This is a genomic window from Caulobacter sp. GW822-FHT07D08 (assembly GCF_058798735.1).
The window spans coordinates 343,263-363,955 of the sequence record NZ_JBXAKU010000001.1 but is presented as its reverse complement, the minus strand read 5'-3'; the positions used below and the strand labels follow the sequence as shown (position 1 = coordinate 363,955).

At 68.4% G+C, this 20,693-nt stretch carries 19 protein-coding genes; 10 read left to right on the top strand and 9 right to left on the bottom strand.

The window, feature by feature from the left end; genetic code table 11:
* Positions 1–41 precede the first annotated feature (41 nt).
* From AC1RJ9_RS01630 to AC1RJ9_RS01595, 8 genes are all read left to right on the top strand, one after another.
* A complete protein-coding gene (locus AC1RJ9_RS01630) occupies positions 42–986 on the top strand; it encodes a winged helix-turn-helix transcriptional regulator (protein ID WP_492835311.1) in 945 nt (314 codons plus the stop codon).
* A 75-nt stretch (positions 987–1,061) separates the two neighbouring features.
* On the top strand, positions 1,062–2,126 hold the full coding sequence (locus tag AC1RJ9_RS01625; RefSeq protein WP_492835313.1) for an NAD(P)H-dependent amine dehydrogenase family protein: 1,065 nt from the start codon (positions 1,062–1,064) through the stop codon (positions 2,124–2,126).
* Positions 2,127–2,181: 55 nt separating this feature from the next.
* Positions 2,182–3,066, top strand: coding sequence for an SDR family NAD(P)-dependent oxidoreductase (locus AC1RJ9_RS01620; protein WP_492835315.1), 885 nt, complete (start codon positions 2,182–2,184; stop codon positions 3,064–3,066).
* Between the two features lie 48 nt (positions 3,067–3,114).
* Positions 3,115–4,335 (top strand): acetyl-CoA acetyltransferase, encoded by a 1,221-nt coding sequence (locus AC1RJ9_RS01615; RefSeq protein WP_492835317.1) that lies wholly within the window; start codon positions 3,115–3,117, stop codon positions 4,333–4,335.
* 2 nt (positions 4,336–4,337) lie between these two features.
* Positions 4,338–6,122, top strand: a complete 1,785-nt coding sequence (locus AC1RJ9_RS01610; RefSeq protein WP_492835319.1) for an AMP-binding protein — start codon at positions 4,338–4,340, stop codon at positions 6,120–6,122.
* 94 nt (positions 6,123–6,216) lie between these two features.
* Entirely contained in the window at positions 6,217–7,026 is an 810-nt protein-coding gene (locus AC1RJ9_RS01605; RefSeq protein ID WP_492835321.1) for a DUF1295 domain-containing protein, read from the top strand.
* Positions 7,027–7,028: 2 nt separating this feature from the next.
* Positions 7,029–7,970, top strand: a complete 942-nt coding sequence (locus tag AC1RJ9_RS01600; RefSeq protein ID WP_492835323.1) for an NAD(P)H-dependent flavin oxidoreductase — start codon at positions 7,029–7,031, stop codon at positions 7,968–7,970.
* 59 nt (positions 7,971–8,029) lie between these two features.
* Complete coding sequence (locus AC1RJ9_RS01595; RefSeq protein WP_492835325.1) at positions 8,030–8,989, top strand: winged helix-turn-helix transcriptional regulator; 960 nt, start codon at positions 8,030–8,032, stop codon at positions 8,987–8,989.
* On the opposite strand, the gene AC1RJ9_RS01590 is transcribed toward AC1RJ9_RS01595, so the two are convergent.
* The 3 genes from AC1RJ9_RS01590 to AC1RJ9_RS01580 form a co-directional block, all read right to left on the bottom strand.
* Positions 8,986–9,417 carry a nuclear transport factor 2 family protein gene (locus AC1RJ9_RS01590; protein WP_492835328.1) on the bottom strand — a complete coding sequence of 144 codons (432 nt, stop codon included), beginning with the start codon at positions 9,415–9,417 and terminating at the stop codon, positions 8,986–8,988. The genes AC1RJ9_RS01595 and AC1RJ9_RS01590 overlap by 4 nt on opposite strands.
* Positions 9,418–9,497: 80 nt before the next feature.
* Positions 9,498–9,908 (bottom strand): nuclear transport factor 2 family protein, encoded by a 411-nt coding sequence (locus tag AC1RJ9_RS01585; protein WP_492835330.1) that lies wholly within the window; start codon positions 9,906–9,908, stop codon positions 9,498–9,500.
* Between the two features lie 81 nt (positions 9,909–9,989).
* On the bottom strand, positions 9,990–12,293 hold the full coding sequence (locus AC1RJ9_RS01580; RefSeq protein ID WP_492835332.1) for a TonB-dependent receptor: 2,304 nt from the start codon (positions 12,291–12,293) through the stop codon (positions 9,990–9,992).
* A 450-nt stretch (positions 12,294–12,743) separates the two neighbouring features.
* Here AC1RJ9_RS01580 and AC1RJ9_RS01575 point away from each other — a divergent pair, with 450 nt between their 5' ends.
* The gene (locus AC1RJ9_RS01575; RefSeq protein ID WP_492835334.1) at positions 12,744–13,154 is read left to right on the top strand and encodes a limonene-1,2-epoxide hydrolase family protein; all 411 of its coding nucleotides are present in this window, start codon (positions 12,744–12,746) and stop codon (positions 13,152–13,154) included.
* Between the two features lie 77 nt (positions 13,155–13,231).
* Here AC1RJ9_RS01575 and AC1RJ9_RS01570 read toward each other — a convergent pair whose 3' ends face one another.
* Genes AC1RJ9_RS01570 through AC1RJ9_RS01560 form a run of 3 tightly spaced genes read right to left on the bottom strand, consistent with a single transcriptional unit; the run spans position 13,232 to position 15,905 of the window.
* Positions 13,232–13,633, bottom strand: a complete 402-nt coding sequence (locus AC1RJ9_RS01570) for a nuclear transport factor 2 family protein (RefSeq protein ID WP_492835336.1) — start codon at positions 13,631–13,633, stop codon at positions 13,232–13,234.
* A 9-nt stretch (positions 13,634–13,642) separates the two neighbouring features.
* Positions 13,643–14,401: an SDR family oxidoreductase gene (locus AC1RJ9_RS01565; RefSeq protein WP_492835338.1), complete on the bottom strand. Its 759-nt coding sequence runs from the start codon at positions 14,399–14,401 to the stop codon at positions 13,643–13,645.
* A 25-nt stretch (positions 14,402–14,426) separates the two neighbouring features.
* Positions 14,427–15,905: a carotenoid oxygenase family protein gene (locus tag AC1RJ9_RS01560; RefSeq protein WP_492835340.1), complete on the bottom strand. Its 1,479-nt coding sequence runs from the start codon at positions 15,903–15,905 to the stop codon at positions 14,427–14,429.
* A 123-nt stretch (positions 15,906–16,028) separates the two neighbouring features.
* On the opposite strand from AC1RJ9_RS01560, the gene AC1RJ9_RS01555 reads away from it, so the two are divergent.
* Positions 16,029–16,484 carry an SgcJ/EcaC family oxidoreductase gene (locus AC1RJ9_RS01555; RefSeq protein WP_492835342.1) on the top strand — a complete coding sequence of 152 codons (456 nt, stop codon included), beginning with the start codon at positions 16,029–16,031 and terminating at the stop codon, positions 16,482–16,484.
* 35 nt (positions 16,485–16,519) lie between these two features.
* Here AC1RJ9_RS01555 and AC1RJ9_RS01550 read toward each other — a convergent pair whose 3' ends face one another.
* The 3 genes from AC1RJ9_RS01550 to AC1RJ9_RS01540 all read right to left on the bottom strand — a co-directional run bounded on the left by AC1RJ9_RS01550 (position 16,520) and on the right by AC1RJ9_RS01540 (position 20,691).
* A complete protein-coding gene (locus AC1RJ9_RS01550) occupies positions 16,520–17,728 on the bottom strand; it encodes an acetyl-CoA C-acyltransferase (protein ID WP_492835344.1) in 1,209 nt (402 codons plus the stop codon).
* A 192-nt stretch (positions 17,729–17,920) separates the two neighbouring features.
* A complete protein-coding gene (locus AC1RJ9_RS01545) occupies positions 17,921–20,230 on the bottom strand; it encodes a xanthine dehydrogenase family protein molybdopterin-binding subunit (protein ID WP_492835346.1) in 2,310 nt (769 codons plus the stop codon).
* A complete protein-coding gene (locus AC1RJ9_RS01540) occupies positions 20,227–20,691 on the bottom strand; it encodes a (2Fe-2S)-binding protein (RefSeq protein ID WP_492835348.1) in 465 nt (154 codons plus the stop codon). The genes AC1RJ9_RS01545 and AC1RJ9_RS01540 overlap by 4 nt, the downstream gene beginning before the upstream one ends.
* Between the last annotated feature and the right edge of the window lie 2 nt (positions 20,692–20,693).

The window sequence follows — 20,693 nt, the reverse complement described above, 5'->3', positions numbered from 1 at the left end:
CGACGCTGATCAGCGATTAGTCACGGTCAGGACGCGGAGTAATGGGCGCGCCGAAATTCATCAGGACTTGCTCGATCTGGCGCGCGTTGGAGGTCGTCGGGGACACGGCGGTGCTGCTGATCCTCGAGGCTAACTGGATCGGCGCGCGACGCTTCGACGACCTGCGCGACCGCACCGGCCTGCTGCAATCCAAGCTCAGCGACCGCCTCAAGAAGCTGGTGGCCGCCGAAGTGCTGGAGAAGAGCGCCTATTCGACCCATCCGCCGCGCTACGAATACCGGATGACCCGCAAGGGCCTGGACCTCTACTGGCCGGCGCTGATGATGCTGCGCTGGGAGCGGCGCTGGTCGACCAACCCCGCCAAGCTGCGGCTTAACCTGCGCCACCGGACGTGCGGCCACCTGTTCGAGCCGGTCCCGACCTGCCTGAAGTGCGGCGACGAGATCAATCCGCGCGAGGTCGACTGGGCCGAGGGTCCCGGCGTGGGCTGGATGGTCCCGCTCTACAGCCGTCGTCGCCAGCAGCGCGGCGCGGCCGAGGAGTCGTCCAGCCTGATGGTCGACGTCGCCCAGATCACCGGCGACCGCTGGGCCAGCCTGGTGCTGCGCTCGATCTTCACGGGGCTGCGGCGCTTCGACGAGATTCATCGCGACACCGCCATGGCGACCAACATCCTGTCCGAGCGCCTGGCCTGGCTGACCGCCCAGGGCGTGATCCGCGCCCACGAGCGGGCCGGCAAACGCTTCGAATACCGCCTGACCGACAAGGGCCTCGACTACTACCCCGTCCTGCTGATGCTGCTGCAGTGGGGCGACAAGTACTACGTCTCGCCCGAGGGGCCGCCGCTGATCCTGCGCCACAAGGTCGGCGGACATCTGCTGGAGCCGGCCGTGACCTGCTCGTGCTGTGGTCAGCCGGTCGAGCCGCACGACGTGTCGTTCGAGATCATCGAGGCCGAACAGCGGGCGCCAGAAATCGCGCACTAAAGGCGCAGCCGTCGTGGATTTCATACTTTCATAACGAGACTTACCGGGTTAGGGTCTCCTCAATAGGGAGGAGACATGACGTATCGCGTCATCCAATGGGCGACGGGCGCCATAGGCAAGAGCTGCCTGCGGACGGTGATCGACCACCCGTCGACGGATCTCGTGGGCCTCTATGTCTATGGCGAGGCCAAGGCGGGCCGGGACGCCGGCGACATCGCCCGGCGCGGCGCGACGGGCGTGCTGGCCACCCGCGACATCGATGAGATCCTGGCGCTGGACGCCGACGTGGTGATCCACGCCGCCCGCCTGGCCCCGCCCTACGGCTCGCACGACGCCGAGATCCTGGCCCTGCTGGCCAGCGGCAAGAACGTCATCAGCATCAACGGCTACAGCGATCCCAGCCACTGGGGCGGCGCACGCCTCGCGGCCCTGGAAGCGGCTTGCGCCAAGGGCGGCTCGACCCTGATGGGCGCGGGGCTGAACCCGGGCTTCGCGGCCGAGCAGCTGGCGGCGGTCGCCAGCGGCGTCTGCTCTGAACTGGACGCGATCGAGGTGATCGAGAGCGTCGACTGCCGCGCGGTGCGCAGTCCCGACTACGTCTTCGGCGTGCTGGGCTTTGGCCTCGATCCGGCGTCGATCGATCCCAACAACCCCGACTGGGGCCCTGCCTCGTCGCTGAACGGCATGTACGCCGAGGCCCTGTCGGCCCTGGCCAAGCGGCTGAACCTGACGCTGGAGCGCATCGACACCGACCACCGCGTGTTCGGCGCCTCGCGGGACCTCATCATCGCGGCGGGTACGATTGCGCAAGGAACGATCGGCCACGTCAACTGGCGCTGGATCGGCCGCGCTGAAGGCGGGCGCGACCTGATCATCTCGATCCACTGGTTCATGGAGACGGCGCAGCTGGAGACCGAGGCCCCTTCCCTGTGGAGCGTGCGCCTGACCGGCCAGCCCAGCGTGCGCATCACCCTCGACCTGGACAAGCGCCCCGGCGACCAGACCCCGACCTCGGCCGAGCAGTGGGCCGTCGCCGGCAGCGTGATCAACGCCATCCCCCATGTCGTGGCGGCCCCGCCGGGCGTCATGACCCGCCCCCTGGCCACCCCGTTCGACGGAGCCTCGGCGCGAAGGGCCTGAAACTGAACGAGATACACGTCGGCGGAATGATCGACGACAAACGAAGGAGGAAAGGATGAGCCATCAGGACGGTCCGCACGCCGGTCGCGTCGTCATCGTCACCGGGGCCGGCAAGGGTCTCGGGCGCGCCTACGCGTTGGATCTGGCGCGCCAGGGCGCGGCGGTCGTGGTCAACAACCGCTGGGCCGTGCGTAGCGAGCCTTCCAGCGCCCAGCAGGTGGTCAAGGAGATCCAGGCGCTCGGCGGCCGCGCCGTCGCCGACTTTGGCGAGGCCGAGAACCCCGAGACCGGGCGAGCCCTGGTCGACAAGGCGCTGGACGCCTTCGGTCGCCTCGACGCCGTCGTCTCGAACGCCGGCGTGCCCCAGACCTGCCGGCTGCACCGCCAGAGCCCCGAGGCCTTCCAGTCGATCTTCGACATCAATTTCCAGGGGGCGCTGAGCCTGGTTCAAGCCGCGTGGCCGGTGCTGTCGGAGACCGGCTCGGGCCGCATCGTGCTCAGCGCCTCGTCGGCGGGGCTCTATGGCGGCGACGGCATGGCGGCCTACGCCTCGTCGAAAGCGGCGCTGATCGGACTGGTCCGGGGCCTGGCGGTCGAGGGCCGTCCGCGCGGCCTGTTGATCAACGCCATCGCCCCCTACGCGGCCACCGCCATGACCACGCCGCACCTGAGCAGCGCCCTGGCGCGGCGCATGGATCCCGCCGACGTGGCGCCGCTGGTCTCCTGGCTGGTCAGCGAAGCGTGCGACGTCTCGGGCCAGACCCTGGTCTCCGGCGGCGGACGCCTGCGCGCGGCCTATGCGGTGGAGGGCCCGCCCGTGGCCCTCGACGACGACATCGGCGCGGCGGTGACGCGCGCCCTCACGGCCGAGCCGCGAGAAACCTATGGCGACGCCCACGCGGCGTTCGCCGCCTTCATGGACGAGCGGCCGACGGCCTGAACCCATCACAATCGGCGGCCGGCGAGCCGCCCCGGCGAGGAGACGACAATGGTCTACATACTTGGCGGCTGGCAGACCGATTTCGCCAGCAACTGGGCCCGGCGGGACATGGACCTGGCGGACGCCTTCAGCGAGGTCGTGGGTCAGGGCCTCGACAGCGTCGGGCTGGATCCCAAGGACATCGAGGTCGGCCACGTCGGTAACTTCGTCAGCGAGCTGTTCGCCCGACAGGGCCTGCTGGGCGGCTTCTTCGGCCTGGTGCATCCCGACTTCGACGGCCTGCCGACCGCGCGCCACGAGGCCGCCTGCGCCTCGGGCAGCGTCGCCATCCTGGCGGCCAGCGCCGAGATCGAGGCGGGCCGCTACGACCTGGCCTGCGTGGTCGGGCTGGAGCAGATGCGCAATGTCAGCGGCCAGACGGCGGCGGAGTATCTCGGAGCTGCGGCCTGGACCGGCCACGAGTTCGCCGACGCAACCTATGTCTGGCCCCGGGCCTTCTCGGATCTGGCCGAGGAATATGAGCGTCGCTACGGCCTGAAGTACGAGCACCTGATGCGGATCGCGGAGATCAACTTCGCCAACGCCAAGCGCAATCCCAACGCCCAGACCCGCCAGTGGGCCTTCAACGCCAAGAGCTTCACCGCCGACGACGAGGCCAATCCGGTGGTCGAGGGCCGCACGCGCAAGCAGGACTGCGGCCAGGTGACCGACGGCTCGGCCGTGATCTTCCTGGCCTCGGAGAAGCGCGCCGCCGAGTACGCGGCCAAGCGGGGCGTCCCGCTGGAGAGCCTGCCCCGGATCAAGGGCTGGGGTCACCGCTCGGCGCCGATCTCCTATTCGGCCAAGGTGCGGGCCAGCGCCGACCAGCCGTATGTGTTCCCGCAGGTGCGCCGCGCCATCGAGGACGCCCGCCGCCGCGCCGGCGTAACGGACCTTGGCCAGATCGACGTGGTCGAGACCCACGACTGCTTCACCACCACCGAATACATGGCCATCGACCACCTGGGCCTGACCGCGCCGGGCGAGGCCTGGAAGGCGATCGAGGCCGGCGACATCGAGATCGGCGGCCGCCTGCCAATCAACCCCTCGGGCGGCCTGATCGGCCTGGGCCACCCCGTCGGCGCCACCGGCGTGCGCATGGCGCTCGACGCCTTCAAGCAGGTGACGGGCCGCGCCGGCGACTACCAGGTCGAGGGCGCCAAGACCTGCCAGACGCTCAATATCGGCGGCTCGACGACCACGACCGTCAGCCTGGTCGTCGGAGTCTGACCATGGACCAAGCCGTGCTCGACAAGACGCTGGCGCCGTTCCGCCCCGCCGAGCTGATGCCGATCGACCTGGACGTGACGCACCGCGACGACGGGGCGATCCTGATCGCCTCGCGCATCCCGCTGGCGGCCTACAACGCCAACCTGCCCGACGCCTTCGCCGAGCGCGCGGCGACGAGCGGCGACAAGGCCGCCCTGGCCTTCCGCGAGGGCGAGGCCTGGCGCTACGTCTCCTATGCCGACCTCAAGCGCGACATGGACGCGGCGACGCAGTGGCTGCTGGGCGCGCCCGCCGGGCCGGTGCTGATGCTGGCCCCGAACAGCGCCGCCTTCGCGGTGATGACCTTCGCGGCCCAGGCCTCGGGCCGAGCGGTCTGCCCGGTCAGCGTCACCTACGCCGCGCTGGGCGGGGACTTCGGCCGACTGGCCCACGTCATCGCCAAGGTCCGCCCGGCCGTGATCTTCGCCGAGGACACCCGCGCCTGCGCGGCGGCGCTGGAACACCTGGACCTGGGCGAGGCGGTGATCGTCACCACCAACCCGGCCGACCTCTCCAAGCCCTCGATCGCCTATGCCGACCTCCTGGCCACGACGCCGACGCCGACGGTGGCGGCCAGCATCGCGGCGCTGAAGCCCGACGACCGCGCCGCCCTGATGCTGACCTCCGGCTCGACCGGCCTGCCCAAGGTGGTGCCGATCACCTTCCGGAACCTGGCCGCCAACAGCATCCAGTGCATGCAGACCATCGGCAAGGCGGCCGGCTGGGACAATGTCATGCTGGACTGGCTGCCCTGGCATCACGCCGCCGGGGCCTTCGTCCTGCGCGCGACCCTGCTGGAGGGCGGGACGCTGCATGTCGACGAGGGCAAGCCCGTGCCGGGTCTGTTCGACGCCTCGGTGCGGAACCTGCGCGACGTCTCGGTCCGCTACTTCAACAACGTGCCCCTGGGCTACGCCATGCTGGCCGACGCCCTGGAGCAGGATCCGGTGCTGCGGAAGACCTTCTTCAAGGACATGCGCCTGATGCTCTACGGCGGCGCCGGCCTGTCCCAGACGGTCTATGACCGCATCCAGGCCATGGCCGTGCGCGAGACCGGCCATCGGATCATGATGACCAGCGGCTACGGCATGACCGAGACCGTCTCGGCCTTCATGGTCATCCACTTCGAGACCGACAAGGTCGGCCTGGGCCTGCCCGCGCCGGGCGCGCTGGTGAAGCTGCAGCCCGTTGGCGACCGCTACGAGGTCCGGGTCAGGGGTCCGCAGGTCACGGCCGGCTATCTCGACGAGCCGGAAAAGACGGCGGCGGCCTTCGACGAGGAGGGCTTCTACCGCACCGGGGATCTCGCCCTGTTCCACGATCCCAGCGATCCCGCCCAGGGCCTGGTCTTCGCCGGCCGCGCGGCCGAGGAGTTCAAGCTGTCGAGCGGGACCTGGGTCTATGGCGGCGCCCTGCGCGACGGCCTGCTCAAGGCGCTGTCGCCGCATGTCACCGATCTGGTCCTCTGCGACGACGGCCGGCCCTATCTGGGCGTGATGCTGTGGGCCAAGCCCGACGCGCCGCGCGCGCTTCTCGAGGAAGGCCTGGCGGTCTTCAACCGCAGCCAGTCCGGCGGCGCGGCCCGCGTGCGTCGGGCCCTGGTGCTGCGCGAGCCGCCCAGCCCCAACGCCCACGAGATCTCCGACAAGGGCACCATCAACCGCCGGGCGGTCATCGACCGCCGGGCCGCCGAGGTCGAGCGCCTGTTCGCGGACGATCCCGACGCCGAGGTGATGGTCGTTTCCTGACGCAAGGGCGACGCGCGGATCAGACCTCGCGCCGCCAATCACTTTCATAAAAAGATCAAGACGCGCGCCGCGGCGCGCCGAACGGGGGAAGGCGATGCCTGACTATATTCTCATTCCGCTGGTGAACGCCGGGGTCATCCTGGCCGTGTTCGTGGCCGCCTGGGCCATCTGCGTGGCGATGCGCGACGTCACGCCCGTCGACAGCCTTTGGGGCCTGGGCATGGGGGTGGTGGCGATCGCCACCTACCTTCAGACCGGCGGCGGCACGCAGCGGCGGATGGTCATGACCGGCCTCTGCGTCGCCTGGGCCCTGCGGCTGGGCGGCTACATGCTGTGGCGTTGGCGCGACCACGGCCCCGACGGCCGCTATGTTCGGATGCTAGCCAAGGCCAAGGAGGAACGCGGCTGGGGCTTCGCCCACGCCGCCTTCCGCATGGTGTTCATGCTGCAGATGCCGCTGCTGTGGATGGTCTGCCTGCCCGTCCAGCTGGGTCAGATCGCCGACACGCCGACGCAACTGGGTGTTCTGGGCCTTGTCGGCGCGGGCCTGGCGGTGTTCGGCCTGCTATTCGAGAGCCTGGCCGACTGGCAGTTGGTGCGCTTCAAGAAGACCCCCGGCAACGCGGGCAAGGTGATGGACAAGGGTCTGTGGCGCTACACCCGCCACCCCAACTACTTCGGCGACGCCTGTGTCTGGTGGGGCCTGTTCCTGATCGCGGCCGAGACGCAGCTAGGCCTGGTCTCGATCATCGGCCCGATCTGGCTGGTCTTCACCCTGACCCGCTGGAGCGGCGCGCCGACCGTCGAAGGCCGCATGCGCCGCCGCAAGCCCGACTACGAGGACTATATGCGCCGCACCTCGGGCTTCTTCCCGTGGCCGCCCAAGCCGGCGAAGGCGGACTGAGCATGGTGCTTCCCGCCAACATCCTCGACCGCCTGAAGGTCCCCGCGATCGCCGCGCCGATGTTCCTGGTCTCGGGAACCGACATGGTGCTGGCCGCCTGCCGGGCCGGGATCATCGGCTCCTTCCCCGCCAACAACGCCCGGACCCTGGACGACCTCGACGCCTGGATGAGCCTGATCGGCCGCGAACTGCCAGCCGACGCGCCGCCCTGGGCGATCAACATCATGGTCCACCGCTCCTACGCCCGGAAGGACGAGGAGCTGGAGCTGGTGCTCAAGCACAGACCGCCGATTGTGATCACCGCCCTGGGCGCGCCCACCGGCGTGGTCGACGCGATCCATGGCTATGGCGGCCTGGTCTTCGCGGACGTCAACTCGCTGACCCATGCGGAGAAGGCGGCGGCGGCGGGCGTCGACGGCCTGATCCTGGTGGCCTCGGGCGCGGGCGGGCACACCGGTCCGATCTCCGGCTTCGCCTTCGCGCCGGCGGTGCGCGAGATGTTCGACGGAACCATCGTCCTGGGCGGCGGAATCGGCAGCGGCCGCGCGATCCTGGCGGCCCAGGCGCTGGGCGCGGACCTGGCCTATCTGGGCACCCGCCTGATCGCCTGCGCCGAGAGCATGGCCCAACCGGAATACAAGCAGATGCTGATCGACTCGCGGGCCGAGGACATCGTCACCTCCGCGGCCCTGACCGGCATCCCGGCCAACTGGCTGCGCCAGAGCCTGCTGGCGGCCGGCTACGATCCGGCCTCCCTGACGGGCCGCGCCGAGATCCAGCTGGGTCGCCCCGAGGACTCGGCCAAGCGCTGGCGCGACGTCTGGGCCGCCGGCCATGGCGTCGGCGAGGTCAAGGCGATCGAGCCACTGGCCGCGATCGTCGAGTCCCTGGCCGCCGACTATGAACGCGCCCGCGCGACAGTGGGCGCCGGCCGGCGAGCTTGATAGAGAGGGCGGCGCGATGGCTATCGACCTTCCGCCGCCCTCGCCAGATACGGGACCTCATGGCCGAAGACAGTCCGCCGGAAACCATCTCCCCGCGCCCGCTGAACCAGTTGGTGCAGGCCAATTCGGCCACGCGGGCCCTGAACGTGGTGGGGGATCGCTGGACGCTGATGATCCTCTATCTGGCCTTCCAGCGGGTCCGGCGGTTCGACGACTTCCAGGCGCGCATCGGTCTGGCCCGCAGCCTGCTGACCGACCGCCTCAAGCGCCTTCAGGCGGCCGGCGTCATGGTCCGCACGCCCTATGCCGAACGCCCCAACTGGTTCGAGTACCGGCTGACCGAGATGGGCCGCGACCTCTATAGCGTCGCCCTGGCGATCATCGGCTGGGAGAAGCGCTGGTTCTACGATCCGACCAATCCGGGCCACCGCCTGCGCCACAGCTGTGGGGCGGAGTTCACGCCGGTGCTGGCCTGCGGCCATTGCGGCGAGGCTCTGACGGTCCGCAATGTCATTGTCGAGCCTGGTCCCGGCGCCGGCTACGAACCCTCGGCCCCGCCGCGCGCGCAGCGTCGGTCGATCGTCCCGTCGGAGGGGCTGAACAAGGGCAATCCGATGCTGGACCGCGCCTTCCAGGTGCTGGGCGACCGCTGGACCAGCCATGTGATCGCCTCGGCCTTCGCCGGCCGGCGGCGGTTCGGGGACTTCCAGGAAGCCCTGGCCATCGCGCCTAACATCCTGACCGACCGCCTGGGACGGCTGGTCGAGCTGGGCATCCTGCAACGCGTGCTCTATCAGACCCGGCCCGAGCGCTGGGAATATCGCCTGACCGACGAGGGCAAGGATCTGCACCCGCTGATCATCGAGCTGAACCGATGGGGCGACCGCTGGCTGGCGACCGAGGCCGGACCGCCGACGATCATGCGCCACCGGACCTGCGGCGCCGTGCTCGAGCCGCGCATGATCTGCGATCAGTGCGGGGGACCGGCCGACCTGACGACCGTCCTGCCGCCCGCCTAGCCCGCGACCGGGCGACCGATCATTTCCTTGACCTCGGCCGAGAGCGGCTCGCCGTTCTTCATCGCCAGGCTGAGACGGCCGTCGAAATATTCGCGCCACTCGCAGACCTTGTCGCCCCGGAACTCCAGGCTGCCGGCATAGGGGATGGCGATGTGCTCGCCGGTGTGGAACCAGAACTCGTCGACGCCTTCCATGAACAGGCGATGGTCGTTCTCGGCGTGGTCGAAGATCCGCCAGTGGTTGGTCTTGATCTTGGCCGCCATGGCCACCAGCACCTCGCGCATGGCCGCCTTGCCGCGGATCGCCGGGGCGAAGCCGCCCGAGTTGCGCCAGATAATGTCGTCGGTGACGTGGACGAGCACGCCCTCGACGTCCTGACGGCGCCAGGCGGCGATGATGGCGTCTAGGACCGGATAGAGACGGGCCATGCCAGCGCCCTCCGCTGAAGTGATGGGAAGAAGGGTAAGGGCCGCGCCCAGGCCCACGAGATCGCGTCGCGCCAGGCCGCTCATCCGACGGCCTCCCGACCGATCAGAGCATCCACTTGGGCGGTGAACGGCTCGCCGGCCTTCTGCTGGGCGATGACGGCCAGATCGACATAGTCGCGCCAGCCGGTGATCAGGCCGTCGCGGAAATCGAGAACGCCGGCATAGGGTACGGCCATGCGCTTGCCGTCGGTCGTGCGGTAGTCGTCGACGCCCTCCAGGAACAGGCGGTCGGCCGTCTCGGCGTGGTTGAAGATCCGCCACTGGATGTCGTGCATGTCGCTCTGGAACTTGACCAGCAGCTTGCGCGCCGCCGCCTTGCCCCTGATCGGCGGCAAGGCCGGCGCGGCGTAGTGCCAGACGATGTCCTCGGACATGTAGCTCAGCACCTTGTCGACATCCTTGGCCTGCCAGGCGGAGATGACTTCGGTCAAACGGGAGTACAACGCGCCCATCGGCCCCTCGAAAAGCAGGGCGCCGGACAGCCCCAGGGCCGCCGGCGCCAGGATAGGGAGTTAGAACTTGGTGGAGAGCTCGACGCCGAAGGTGCGCGGCGCGCCGAACGACGACACCGCATCGCCGAGGATGTCGATGATGTTGGTGCGGTAGACCTTGTCGGTCAGGTTGCGCCCCCAGACCGAGACCGCCCACGGCTTGTCCGCCGGCGACAGGCTGATGCGACCGTCCAGCAGGCCGTAGGGCTTCTCGTACTGGACCGTGTCGGGCGCCCAGAACATCTTGCCCTGCTTCTTGTAGGCCAGCTTGAAGTGCAGCGCGTCCTCGAGCCCGAAGGCCGCGGTCGTATATTCGGCGCTGGCCGACAGCTGGTACTTCGGCGTCCGCTGCATGAAGTTGTCGTTGTACGAGATCTTGGTCACCGGATCGACGAAGTCGGTGTACTTGGCGTCGAGGATCGAGCCGCCCAAGGACACGCGCAGGCCCCGCATGGGCGCGATCTGGAACTCCGACTCCACGCCCTTGATCTCGGCGGCGCCGGCGTTGGAAATCACGTTGCACAGGCAGGTGCCGTCGGTGCGCTGCACCTGCAGGTCGGTGTAGTCCATGAAGAACACCGAGGTGTTCCACCGCGCGCGGCGGTCCATGAACTCCCACTTGTAGCCGGCTTCGTAGTTGGTGACCGACTCCGGCCGATAGGGTTGTTGCGCGGCGAAGGCGTTGGGCGCGTCGTTCTGGAAGCCGCCGCCCTTGAAGCCCACCGAGACCGTGGCATAGGCCATGAAGTCCCCGTTCGGCGTCCAGGTCAGGGTGGCCTGCGGGGTGACCTTCGACCACTTCTCGGCATAGGGCGTGAGGAAGCCGTTCGCGTCGGTCAGCGGGGTCAGCGGGACCTTGTCGTTGGGGTTCAGCTTGTCGCCCAGGGCGATCGCCCTGCCCTCCTGGGCGCCGCTCTTCTTGTCGCGCGTATAGCGGACGCCGGCTTCCAGCTTCACCGTGTCCGTGAACTTGTAGCCGAGCTGGGCGAAGACGGCGATGTCGCGGTTCAGGCCGTGGTCATCCCAGTAGCTTTCGCCCGACAGCGAAGGCAGGACCGTGCTCTCGCCCCAGAAGCGGTTGGTCTGGCGCACCTTGTTGTGCAGATAGAAGCCGCCGACGATCCAGTCGAACCGGCTGTTGTCATAGTGCGAGGTCAGGCGCACTTCCTGGGTGAACTGGGCGATGTCCTCGACGAAGTTCACCGGCTCGGCGAACAGCAGCGGGGTGACGACGCCATAGCCGTTGGTCGGACCGACGCCCGACTGATCGTACAGCGTGAACGCCTGGCCGCCGCGATAGCCGGTCACCGAGGTGAAGCCGACATCCGGGAAGATGTCCTTGTCGATCTTCAGGATGAAGCTGGCCGACTCGTGCTGCACGCGCTGACGGGTCGGGGCGGCGTCGCCCTTGAACTGCGGCCACATCGGCAGGCTCTCGCGGATGGAGAGACCACCGCGCAGGGCGGCGATGGCCAGGCGGGCCTTGTACCAGGGCGCGAAGCACTGGGTCGGCGTGGTGCAGGTCGTCTCGCCCATGCCCACGCGGTTGGGACCGTTGCTGGTGTCCCAGTTGTAGTCGGCGATGAAACGGACGCGCAGGTCGCTGCCTTCGGGCCTGTAGAGCAGCTGGCCGCGGATCTGCTTGGAGTCCAGGTCCTCCAGATCGACGTCGTGCAGGATGTCCTTGGCGTAGCCGGAGTGGTTGATCGTCTGGAACGACAGGCGGCCCGCCAGGTTGCTGGTGATCGGACCGGTCACGTGGCCGGCGGTCTGTTGCAGGTTGTAGTTGCCGAAGGTCACGGCCACCTGACCGCTATAGTCAAACTGTGGCGCGGCCGAGATGACGCTGATGGCGCCGCCGGCGACGTTCTTGCCCAGCACCACGCCCTGCGGTCCTCGGATCAGCTCGACCCGGTCGATGTCGTAGAAAGACGTGTTCAGGTTGCCCGAGCGGCTGACATAGACGTCGTCGACGAAGGTCGAGACCGACTGGTCGGCGGTCGGGGCCGACAGGCGGGTGTTGACGACGCCGCGGATGTTCAGTTCCAGCGCCTGGGGCGAGTTCTGGGTGAAGGACAGACCGACCGTGGCGTGGCCCAGGTCCTCGGAGTTCATGATCTTGTCGCGCGCCAGGGTCTCGCCGCCGACGGCCGAGATCGAAAGCGGCGCCTGCTGCAGGTTCACTTCGCGCTTTTGCGCGGTGACGATCAGTTCCTCGAGGGTGTTCTGCGGCGCGGTCTGGTCGGCCGAAGCCGCGAGCGCGGGCGCGCCCAGTCCGACGCCCGCGATCAGCGCGATGATGGAAGCGGATCTCTTGAGATGCATGTCATTCCTCCCCGGGGACCTGCGCCGATCAATCGGTCTTGGAGTCCCTTGTGTTGATGACCGGGCAAGCCCGGGTGGTTGCGGCTCGAGGGGGTGGCGCGCTGATAGGGCGGTGTCGTGCTCGCGACGGCCGAGGCCCGCTGGCAAATCGCTTGCATAACAGAAAGGCATTTACTGGATCACGGGATCGCGGCGGCCAGCGCGGCGACACCCATGAAAGCCCCTATGAAGCGCTCCCCCTCTGATTTAAGGGCTCTTAACCGGCCCATGACGCGAGAATTGTCCTTTTAGTCTCGTAACGCAAGTGTCTATTTTAGGCGCGCAAACCGCCCCGCTCGCCCGTATCCGCGGGTCGACAGAGGCGCGAGCCTGGCATTAAGTACGGTTATAAAAGCTAAAAGAACAACGTCGGCTCTGGTCAAGCTTGGAGCCGATTTCAGGGAGAGAACCATGCTGACCCATGAACAGAAGATCGCGCGCGGCCTGGAGATGGCCGACGCCTGGAAGCGCATGGACTGGCGCGCGATCGCCGACATGTTCACGCCCGACGGCGTACTGCACTCGATGATGGTCGAACCCATCGTCGGGCGCGAAGCGATCTACGCCCGCGTCTCGGCGCTGGGCGACGGGCTCGAGGCGATCGAGCTGAAGATTCATCACATCGGGGTGGTGGATGGCCTGCTGTTCATGGAGCGCAGCGACGAGTTCACGATCCGGGGCAAGTTCGGCTCGGCCCCAGTCGTCGGGATTCTCGAATTCGACGGCGACCTGATCAAGACGTGGCGCGAGTACTACGACCGCGCCCACCTGCTGAAGGCCATGGGCCTGGTCCAGGACTTCGACCAGGCCGGCCGTCACTAGCGAGCGAACAAGAAGGGCGGGTCCCCCGAAGGACCCGCCCCAGTCTCGCGGCGGTAGGAAAGGCCGCGGATCTGTCGTCAGCGGCCGAACGGACGTAGGGCCGCCGACTTGGCCGAGTCCAGATACTCGTCCAGCCGCGTGATCACCCCGTTCTCGACCTTGACGACGACGCAGGCGTCCATGGCCCAGCGCTCGCCATTGGGCAGGGTGGCCTCCAGCACGTGCTGCTGCACGAAGCCGTCGGGCAGCGCCTCGACGCGCAGGACGCGATAGTTGCGGTCAGGCAGGGTCTTCACGAACCAGGCCAACACCTTGAGGTTCTGGTCGACGGTCTGCTCGATATTGTCGGTGTTGTGCCACAGCTTGGCGTCTGGCGCGTAGAAGGCCCGGACGGCTTCACCGTCCCCGTCCTGGATGGCGGCCACGAAGCGCTTGGCGAAATCCACATAGTCCATTTTTGGGGTGTCGGGCTTGGACATGAACGCTCCTCAGCGGCCAGTGGTGACGCGCTCGCCCGCCAGGGAGCGCCGCATTTGAAGTTCGAAACCCTTCGGATCGCGCGCCAGGTTGGCGCGCACGTCGATGGCCATGAAATCGGTGTCGACCTCGTCGGCCTTGCGCTTGATGGCCTTCAGGCCGGCCTCGGCGATGGTCGCCGGCGTCTCCTTGAAGCCCTCGACGTGGCTGGCCATGCGCGTGTCGACCGAGCCGACGATCAGGGCGACGACATTGGTATTCTGCGGCGCCAGCTCGGCGCGCAGGCAGGTGCTCATCGCCCGCGCCGCGAACTTGGACGGGCTGTAGCCGCCCATGCCCGGTACGGCCACGAGGCCGCCGGCCGACAGCACGTTGACAATCGTGCTCTCCGGGCTCTTGGCCAGGATCGGCGCGAAGGCGCGGCTCATGCCCAGGGGGCCGAAATAGTTGACCTCCATCTCCAGGCGCGCGGTCTCCAGGTCGGGCGCCTTGAGCAGGGTCCGCATGCCGAACTGGCCGGCGTTGTTGACCAGGATCGTGACGTCCTGGCATTGGGCGGCGGCGGCCGTGATCGTCTCGGGCTTGGTGACGTCCAGCGCGATCGCCACGACCTTGCCGCCCCCCTCGTCGACCAGATGCTGGGCGCTGGCGACGTCGCGCGCGCCGACATAGACCTTGGCCGCCCCCGCGGCGACGAAGGCCCGCACGAAGGCCTCGCCGATGCCCCGGTTGCCGCCGGTCACCAGCGCGACGCTGTTCTTGATGTCCATCTGAAACTCCTGGATTTCGGCCAACTCAAGCGGCGGCCACACCGTCCCGGATGAAAGCCCGATCGGCCCAGACGCTATGGGTGCCGCTGGACAGCTTGTGCGGCAGGGCGATCCGGACGACCGGCCCCTCCTCGAACCGCTTGCAGTCAATCAGCACGCATTCGGAGGTCTGCCTGTTCTCGTCGATGATGAAGCTGACGAGATAGCCGTCGTCCTCATCGATAGCTCCGATGCGGGGTGCGAACGGCGACTCGCTGGCGTAGCGCCCCTCCGGCAGGTTCACGCTCCAGGATTCGCCGGTCTCCAGGTCGTGCTTGACGAAGCCGGTGAACAGGAACCAGCCGGGCTTCGTGGCCGTCGAATAGGCGTAACGGTAGGGCTTGCCGGCATAACGCTGGTTGAACATGCCGAATTCGAGGATCCGCTCGTCCAGATGCATCTCGGTCGTCTCGCCGGTCTTCAGGTTGAAGCGCCAGCGGTGCAGCTTGGGCTTGAAAGACTGCTCGTCCAGGAAGGCCATCAGGTGGCCCATGCCCTCGGGCGCGTCGGCCAGCGGCGGCGGGGTCGGATCCTCCTGGAAGTAGCCGTCCATGACGATCTCGTCGCCGTCCTCATAGGCGTTGAGGAAGTGGAGGATGTAGGTCGGCGCGGCCTCGAACCAGCGGATCTCGTCGGAGCGTCCGTAGCGCGGGATGATCCCGAACCGCGACGGCAGGTCCCGATGGAACCGCGTGGCGTGGATGTTGCGCTTCAGCAGTTCCTGGTCCCAGAACACCGGCAGGTCGTTGAGGATCGAGTAGTTGGTCGTGAAGACCATGTCGTGCGGCAGGCGCGGCCCGGGCAGGTCGATCGGCACGTAGTGCGTCGTCTTGCCGTGCCGGTCGACGACGCCGTAGTGCATGTACGGCGCGTGCTTGGAATAGTTGAAGAACAATAGCTCGCCGGTGGCCTCGTCGATCTTCGGGTGGGCCGAGACGCCGTCCAGCGGCCCCCAGCTGGCCACCCCGCCCTGCTCCAGGGTTTCCGGATCCAGCCAGTAGGCCTCGCCGCACTGGTAGAAGGTCGAGACGATCTTGCCGCCGTGCACGACGACGTCGGTGGACGAAGCGTCCTTCATGCCGCCATGGCAGCCGAAGCCCGGCCGCGTCGAGACGCCCGGACCATCCATGAGCCCGCCCCACAGTGAGCCGCCGGCTTCCTGCTCGGCCTGGAAGCCGCGCGTGCGCACGAAGCGGTTGCGGTAGTCGGCGCGCCCCTCGCGGATGCTGATCATGTGGACCATGCCGTCGCCGTCGAACGGGTGATAGCGGCCTAGCGGACGGTGGACCGGGTTCTCGGTGTTGCGGATGTAGACGCCGTCGATGTCCGTCGGGATCGCGCCCTCCAGCACGGTCAGGTCGGTGGCGTTGACCTCCTCGTGCTGTGGCGTCCACGGCCCGGACATGTAGGGGTGATTGCTTTGCCCAAGCGTCGTCAGAACGGGGGGCAGGCGCTCCAGCTTCATCGAGACTCTCCCGGATTCGAGACGACGTGACCGCGCCTCTTGTCACGACCCTAGCATCATGGTCTTGTTATGCAAGTGATGTCGTAGCGTCATCCGGCGCATAAAAAATCACGGGAGGAAATCATGAAGATCGCAAGCCTGGTCGCGTCGCTGACGCTCGCCCTGGCCCTCGCCTCGCCGGCCTTCGCGCAGGACACCGACGCCAGCCGCCTGGCGGTGGCGCGCGACATGATCGCGGCCTGGAAGCACGCCGACTGGCGCAAGGTCGCCGACCTGTTCGCCGAGGACGGAACGCTGAAGTCGATGATGGTCGCGCCGGTCAAGGGCCGGACGGCGATCTACGAGCGCATCGCCGCCCTGGGCAAGGGCGCGCCCGACGGCGTCACCCTGGACATCGCCCACATGGGGATCATCGATGATCTGGTGTTCATGGAGCGCGTCGACCGGTTCGTCTACAACGGCCATCCCGGCGCGGTCCCGGTGGTCGGCGTGCTGGACATCAAGGACGGCAAGATCGTCGAGTGGCGCGAATATTACGACCGCGCCAGCCTGGAAAAGGCGCTGAAGGGCGAGCCCTGAAGCGAGGCGGCGCGGGGGCTGTCCTCGCGCCCCGCCTACCCTGCCCGCTCAAGAACCATAGCCGCGCCGACCCCGACGCCGCCCGTCGCCACGACCAGGCCGGTCTCGACGTCGAACTGGGCCATGTCGTCCAGCAGGGTCGTGGTCAGGATCGCCCCGGTCGCCCCCATCGGATGGCCCATCGCCAGGTGCCCGCCATTGGGGTTGAGGCGCTCCGGATCGAAGCCGAAGCCTCGCTCGAACAGCACAGGCACGGCGGCGAAGGCTTCCATATATTCGACGACCCCGACCTCGCCGAGCGCCATGCCCGCCCGGTCGAGCGCCTTGCCCATCGCCACCGGACCGGCCGTCAATTGCAGGACATGATGGTCGGCCGCTTCGCCCAGGGCGCGGATCCGGGCGACCGGCGTCAGCCCCAGCCGTCGCCCCGCCTCCTTTGAGCCCAGCAGCACCAGCGCCGCGCCGTCCGAGATCGGCGGGCAGTGGGCTATGGTATGCAGATGCTCGACCTTGCCGAGCTCGGGGAAGCTCTCCAGCAGGATGTCGTCATAGCCTTCCGCGCCCGTGGCCGCGAACACCGGCCCGAAGCGCTCCAGCGACTTGCCGTCGCCGTAGTCGCGGATGTTCTCGTCGCGATCCAGGGCCACCGTCTGGTCCTCATTCAGGATCGGCACGACCCGGCCGGCATAGCGGCCCTCGCGCCAGGCGGCGGCGGCGCGCTGGTGGGACTTGAGGACGGCGGCGTCCAACGCGGCCCGCGTCAGGCCCTCGCGCGTCGCCAGCAGATCCGCCGCCAGCCCGACCGGCGCCCAGCCCATCCGCCTGGCCAGCGCCATGTCGGCATAGAAGTCGGCCTGGTCGGCCAGGAACGGCGTCTGTGACATCGACTCCGCGCCCCCCGCCAGGGCCAGATCGACCTCGCCGGCGGCGATGCGCCGCGCGGCGTCCGCGATCGCCGACAGGCCCGAGACGCAGAAGTTGTTGATCGTCAGGCACGACATCGCGTCGGGCAGGCCCGCCTGGATCCGCGACGCCAGCGCCAGATGGCCGCCCTGAACGCCGAACTGGGTGACGCAGCCCAGGGTGAAATGCCCGGCGGCGTGGACAGCCTCGCGACCGTTCCTGGCCTCCAGGGCCCGCACGAGTTGCGCGACGAGCCCGGCCGGCTTCACCCCGGCCAGCGAACCGTCCGGACGCCCCTTGCCGCGCGGCGTTCGCACCGCGTCAAAGATGTAGACGTCCATCCAGCCCCTCCCGGAAAGTCAGTATTCGTTTAAAAGTCTTTTTAACGAAGTGACCTAGATCCGATCAGAAAGCAATCCCGTCGACGAAGGATCGCGAGACGCCGGGTGGACGCTTTGCGGTGCGCGGAGGTTGCAGCCAGCGACCGGCGCCGCTTCCCGAGACAGGACCGCGGCGCCATGTCGATGGGGCGATCAGGTCTGTTCCGCGAGCGCCTTCAGCACGGCGGCCGAGGTGATCGGGATATGCCGCAGGCGCGCGCCGACCGCGCGGAAGATGGCGTTGGCGATCGCCGGGGCGACCACCGTCGTCGCCGGCTCGCCCAGGCCGACCGGGACCTCGACGCTGTCGACGAACTGGATGTCCAGCTCCGGCGTGTCGGAGATCCGAAGCGGCGTGTAGGTGTCGAGGTTCAGGTCCCTGACCTGGCCGTTCACGAACTCGGTCCCCTCGTGCAGGGCCATGCTTAGGCCCCACAGCGCCGCGCCTTCCGTCTGGGCGCGGGCCCCGTCGGGATCGACGATGGTGCCCGCGTCGGTCACCAAGGTCAGCTTCTGGACCGTGACCACGCCGCTGGCGCGGTTCACATGGACCTTGGCCACGCAGGCGACCCAGGTGGGCATATCGCGTTCCTGGCCAAAGCTGGCAGCCAGGCCCAGGCCGGTGTCCTTGGGCAGGGGTTGTCCCCAGCCGGCGGCTTCCGCCGCGCGCCGCACCACCTCGGCCTGACGCTTGGCGCCGCCCTTGGTGCTGGCGTCGCTGCCCGCATTGGCGCCGGCGCCGGTCAGCAGCTTCAGCCGCAGAGCCACCGGATCGGTCTTCAGGTGATGGGCCGCCTCGTCGATGAAGCTCTCGCCGGCCCAGTTGGTCCAGCCCGGCCCCACCGACCGTAGCCAGCCGGGGCGGAAGGTCTCGTTGGCCAGGTCATTGTTGATGGCCCGCACCTTGTGCGCGCCGACCTCGTACCAATGGTCGGCGCCGGAAATGGCGAAGGGGTCGTAGGCCACGCCGTTCTTGCCCTTGGGCATCAGGGCCGGGGCGTTGGCCAGGGTCGGCCAGCCCGCGGCGGCGTGATGCTCCTGGCCCAGGATGTTTCCGGCCCCGTCGAAGGCCATGCGCACCGTCTGGACCGAGGGCGAGCGCACCGAGTCGAAGCGCACGTCGTCCTCGCGGGTCAGGACCAGCTTCACCGGCTTGCCCAGCGCCTTGGCCGCCAAGGCGGCCGGCACCGCGTAGTCGCCGTTCAGCCGCCGCCCGAAGCCGCCGCCCAGCATGTAGGTGCGCATGACGATACGGGTCTCGGGACGGTCCAGCGCCTTGGCCAGGGTCGGCAGGATCAGGCTCTGCCACTGGTTGCCGGTGTGGATCTCCATCACCCCGTCCTTCTCGAAGGCCAGGGCGTTCAGCGGCTCGAGCTGGAAATGCAGGACGGTGGCGGCGGTGTAGGTCTGCTCCAGAACCGACTTGGCGGCCTTGAAGGCCGGGGCGGTGTCGGCGGTCTTGTTGTCCAGCAGCGCGCCGCCGTCGGGCTTGGCGATCAGGCTTGCGGCGTGATCCTGCAAATCCCTCTCCGACACGGTCGCGCCCGGACCGGCGGCCCATTTCACCTTGACCAGTTCCGACGCGCGCAGGGCGGCCGGATAGCTTTCGGCGATCACCAGCACCCAGCCGGGGACGGTGTCGGACGGATCCTCGATCGTCAGGCAGCGCAGGTAGCCCTTGATCTTCTTGGCTTCGCTGTCGTTGACCGACAGCACCTTGGCCCCATGGCGGGTCGGCGGCAGCTTGGGCCGCGCGAACACCATGCCCGGCACCTTGGCGTCGATGCCATACACCGCCGAGCCATTGATCTTGGCGGCGATGTCCAGGGCCTTGCCCGGCTTGCCGATCAGCTTGCGTTCGGCCGCCGGCTTGATCGGCAGCTTGGCCAGTTCGTCGGGCGTGAACTGCCGCGCGACGCCGCCGCGCTTGACGATGTCGCCGTACGAGATCGACTTGCCGCCGACATGGACCACGCCGCCGCGCGCCGTCCCGCCGGCCGGCGAGACGTTCAGCAGCTTGGCCCCGGCCTCGACCAGGGCGATGCGGCCAGCCGCGCCGGCCTGGCTGAAGATCGGGAAGGTCTGCCACACCGACCAGCTGCCGCCGGTGACCATCAGGCCCCACTTGGGATCGGTGTCGACATGGACGATGCGCACCTTGTCCCAGGCGACGTCCAGCTCGTCGGCCAGGATGCGGGCCAGGGCGGTGCCGACGTGCTGGCCCATCTCGGCGCGGATGATGTTGACCGTGACGACGCCGTCGCCGTCGATGGCGAACCACAGGGTCGGCTCGAACCGGGGTCCTGTCGGGCTCACGGGGACACCGCCCGGAACGGCGGGATCCATCGCCGCCTCGACCAGGGCCGAGAAGCCGAAGGCCAGGCCCGCGCCGGTGGAGGCGATCAGGAAATTGCGGCGCGACAGGAAGCCGCCGGTCTCACCTTTCGGCGGCAGGCGGCTCACGACTTCTCTCCCATCGCCGCGGCGGCCTGCTTGATGGCCGCGCGGATCCGGACATAGGTCATGCAGCGACAGAGGTTGCCGCTCATGGTCGCGTCGATGTCCTGGTCGGTGGGCGCGGGGAAGTCCTTCAGCATGGCGGCGGCCTGCATGATCTGGCCCGACTGGCAGTAGCCGCATTGCGGGGTCTGCAGGTCCAGCCAGGCCTGCTGCACGGGGTGCTGGCCGTCCGGATCGAGACCCTCGATGGTGGTGACCTCGGCGCCGTCGACGGCGCTGATCGGGGTGATGCACGAGCGAGTCGCCCGGCCGCCGACGTGGACGGTGCAGGCTCCGCACATGCCGATGCCGCAGCCGAACTTGGTGCCGGTCAGGCCGATGTCGTCGCGGATCACCCACAGCAGGGGGGTATCCTCGTCGGCGTCGATGGAGACGGCCCGGCCGTTGATCGTGAACTGGGTCATGA

Bases quoted from the DNA above. Each gene is read 5' to 3' on its own strand.
- AC1RJ9_RS01630 (WP_492835311.1), top strand. From the start codon at position 42: ATGGGCGCGCCGAAATTCATCAGGACTTGCTCGATCTGGCGCGCGTTG.
- AC1RJ9_RS01625 (WP_492835313.1), top strand. From the start codon at position 1,062: ATGACGTATCGCGTCATCCAATGGGCGACGGGCGCCATAGGCAAGAGC.
- AC1RJ9_RS01620 (WP_492835315.1), top strand. From the start codon at position 2,182: ATGAGCCATCAGGACGGTCCGCACGCCGGTCGCGTCGTCATCGTCACC.
- AC1RJ9_RS01615 (WP_492835317.1), top strand. From the start codon at position 3,115: ATGGTCTACATACTTGGCGGCTGGCAGACCGATTTCGCCAGCAACTGG.
- AC1RJ9_RS01610 (WP_492835319.1), top strand. From the start codon at position 4,338: ATGGACCAAGCCGTGCTCGACAAGACGCTGGCGCCGTTCCGCCCCGCC.
- AC1RJ9_RS01605 (WP_492835321.1), top strand. From the start codon at position 6,217: ATGCCTGACTATATTCTCATTCCGCTGGTGAACGCCGGGGTCATCCTG.
- AC1RJ9_RS01600 (WP_492835323.1), top strand. From the start codon at position 7,029: ATGGTGCTTCCCGCCAACATCCTCGACCGCCTGAAGGTCCCCGCGATC.
- AC1RJ9_RS01595 (WP_492835325.1), top strand. From the start codon at position 8,030: ATGGCCGAAGACAGTCCGCCGGAAACCATCTCCCCGCGCCCGCTGAAC.
- AC1RJ9_RS01590 (WP_492835328.1), bottom strand. From the start codon at position 9,417: ATGGCCCGTCTCTATCCGGTCCTAGACGCCATCATCGCCGCCTGGCGC.
- AC1RJ9_RS01580 (WP_492835332.1), bottom strand. From the start codon at position 12,293: ATGCATCTCAAGAGATCCGCTTCCATCATCGCGCTGATCGCGGGCGTC.
- AC1RJ9_RS01575 (WP_492835334.1), top strand. From the start codon at position 12,744: ATGCTGACCCATGAACAGAAGATCGCGCGCGGCCTGGAGATGGCCGAC.
- AC1RJ9_RS01570 (WP_492835336.1), bottom strand. From the start codon at position 13,633: ATGTCCAAGCCCGACACCCCAAAAATGGACTATGTGGATTTCGCCAAG.
- AC1RJ9_RS01565 (WP_492835338.1), bottom strand. From the start codon at position 14,401: ATGGACATCAAGAACAGCGTCGCGCTGGTGACCGGCGGCAACCGGGGC.
- AC1RJ9_RS01560 (WP_492835340.1), bottom strand. From the start codon at position 15,905: ATGAAGCTGGAGCGCCTGCCCCCCGTTCTGACGACGCTTGGGCAAAGC.
- AC1RJ9_RS01555 (WP_492835342.1), top strand. From the start codon at position 16,029: ATGAAGATCGCAAGCCTGGTCGCGTCGCTGACGCTCGCCCTGGCCCTC.
- AC1RJ9_RS01550 (WP_492835344.1), bottom strand. From the start codon at position 17,728: ATGGACGTCTACATCTTTGACGCGGTGCGAACGCCGCGCGGCAAGGGG.
- AC1RJ9_RS01540 (WP_492835348.1), bottom strand. From the start codon at position 20,691: ATGACCCAGTTCACGATCAACGGCCGGGCCGTCTCCATCGACGCCGAC.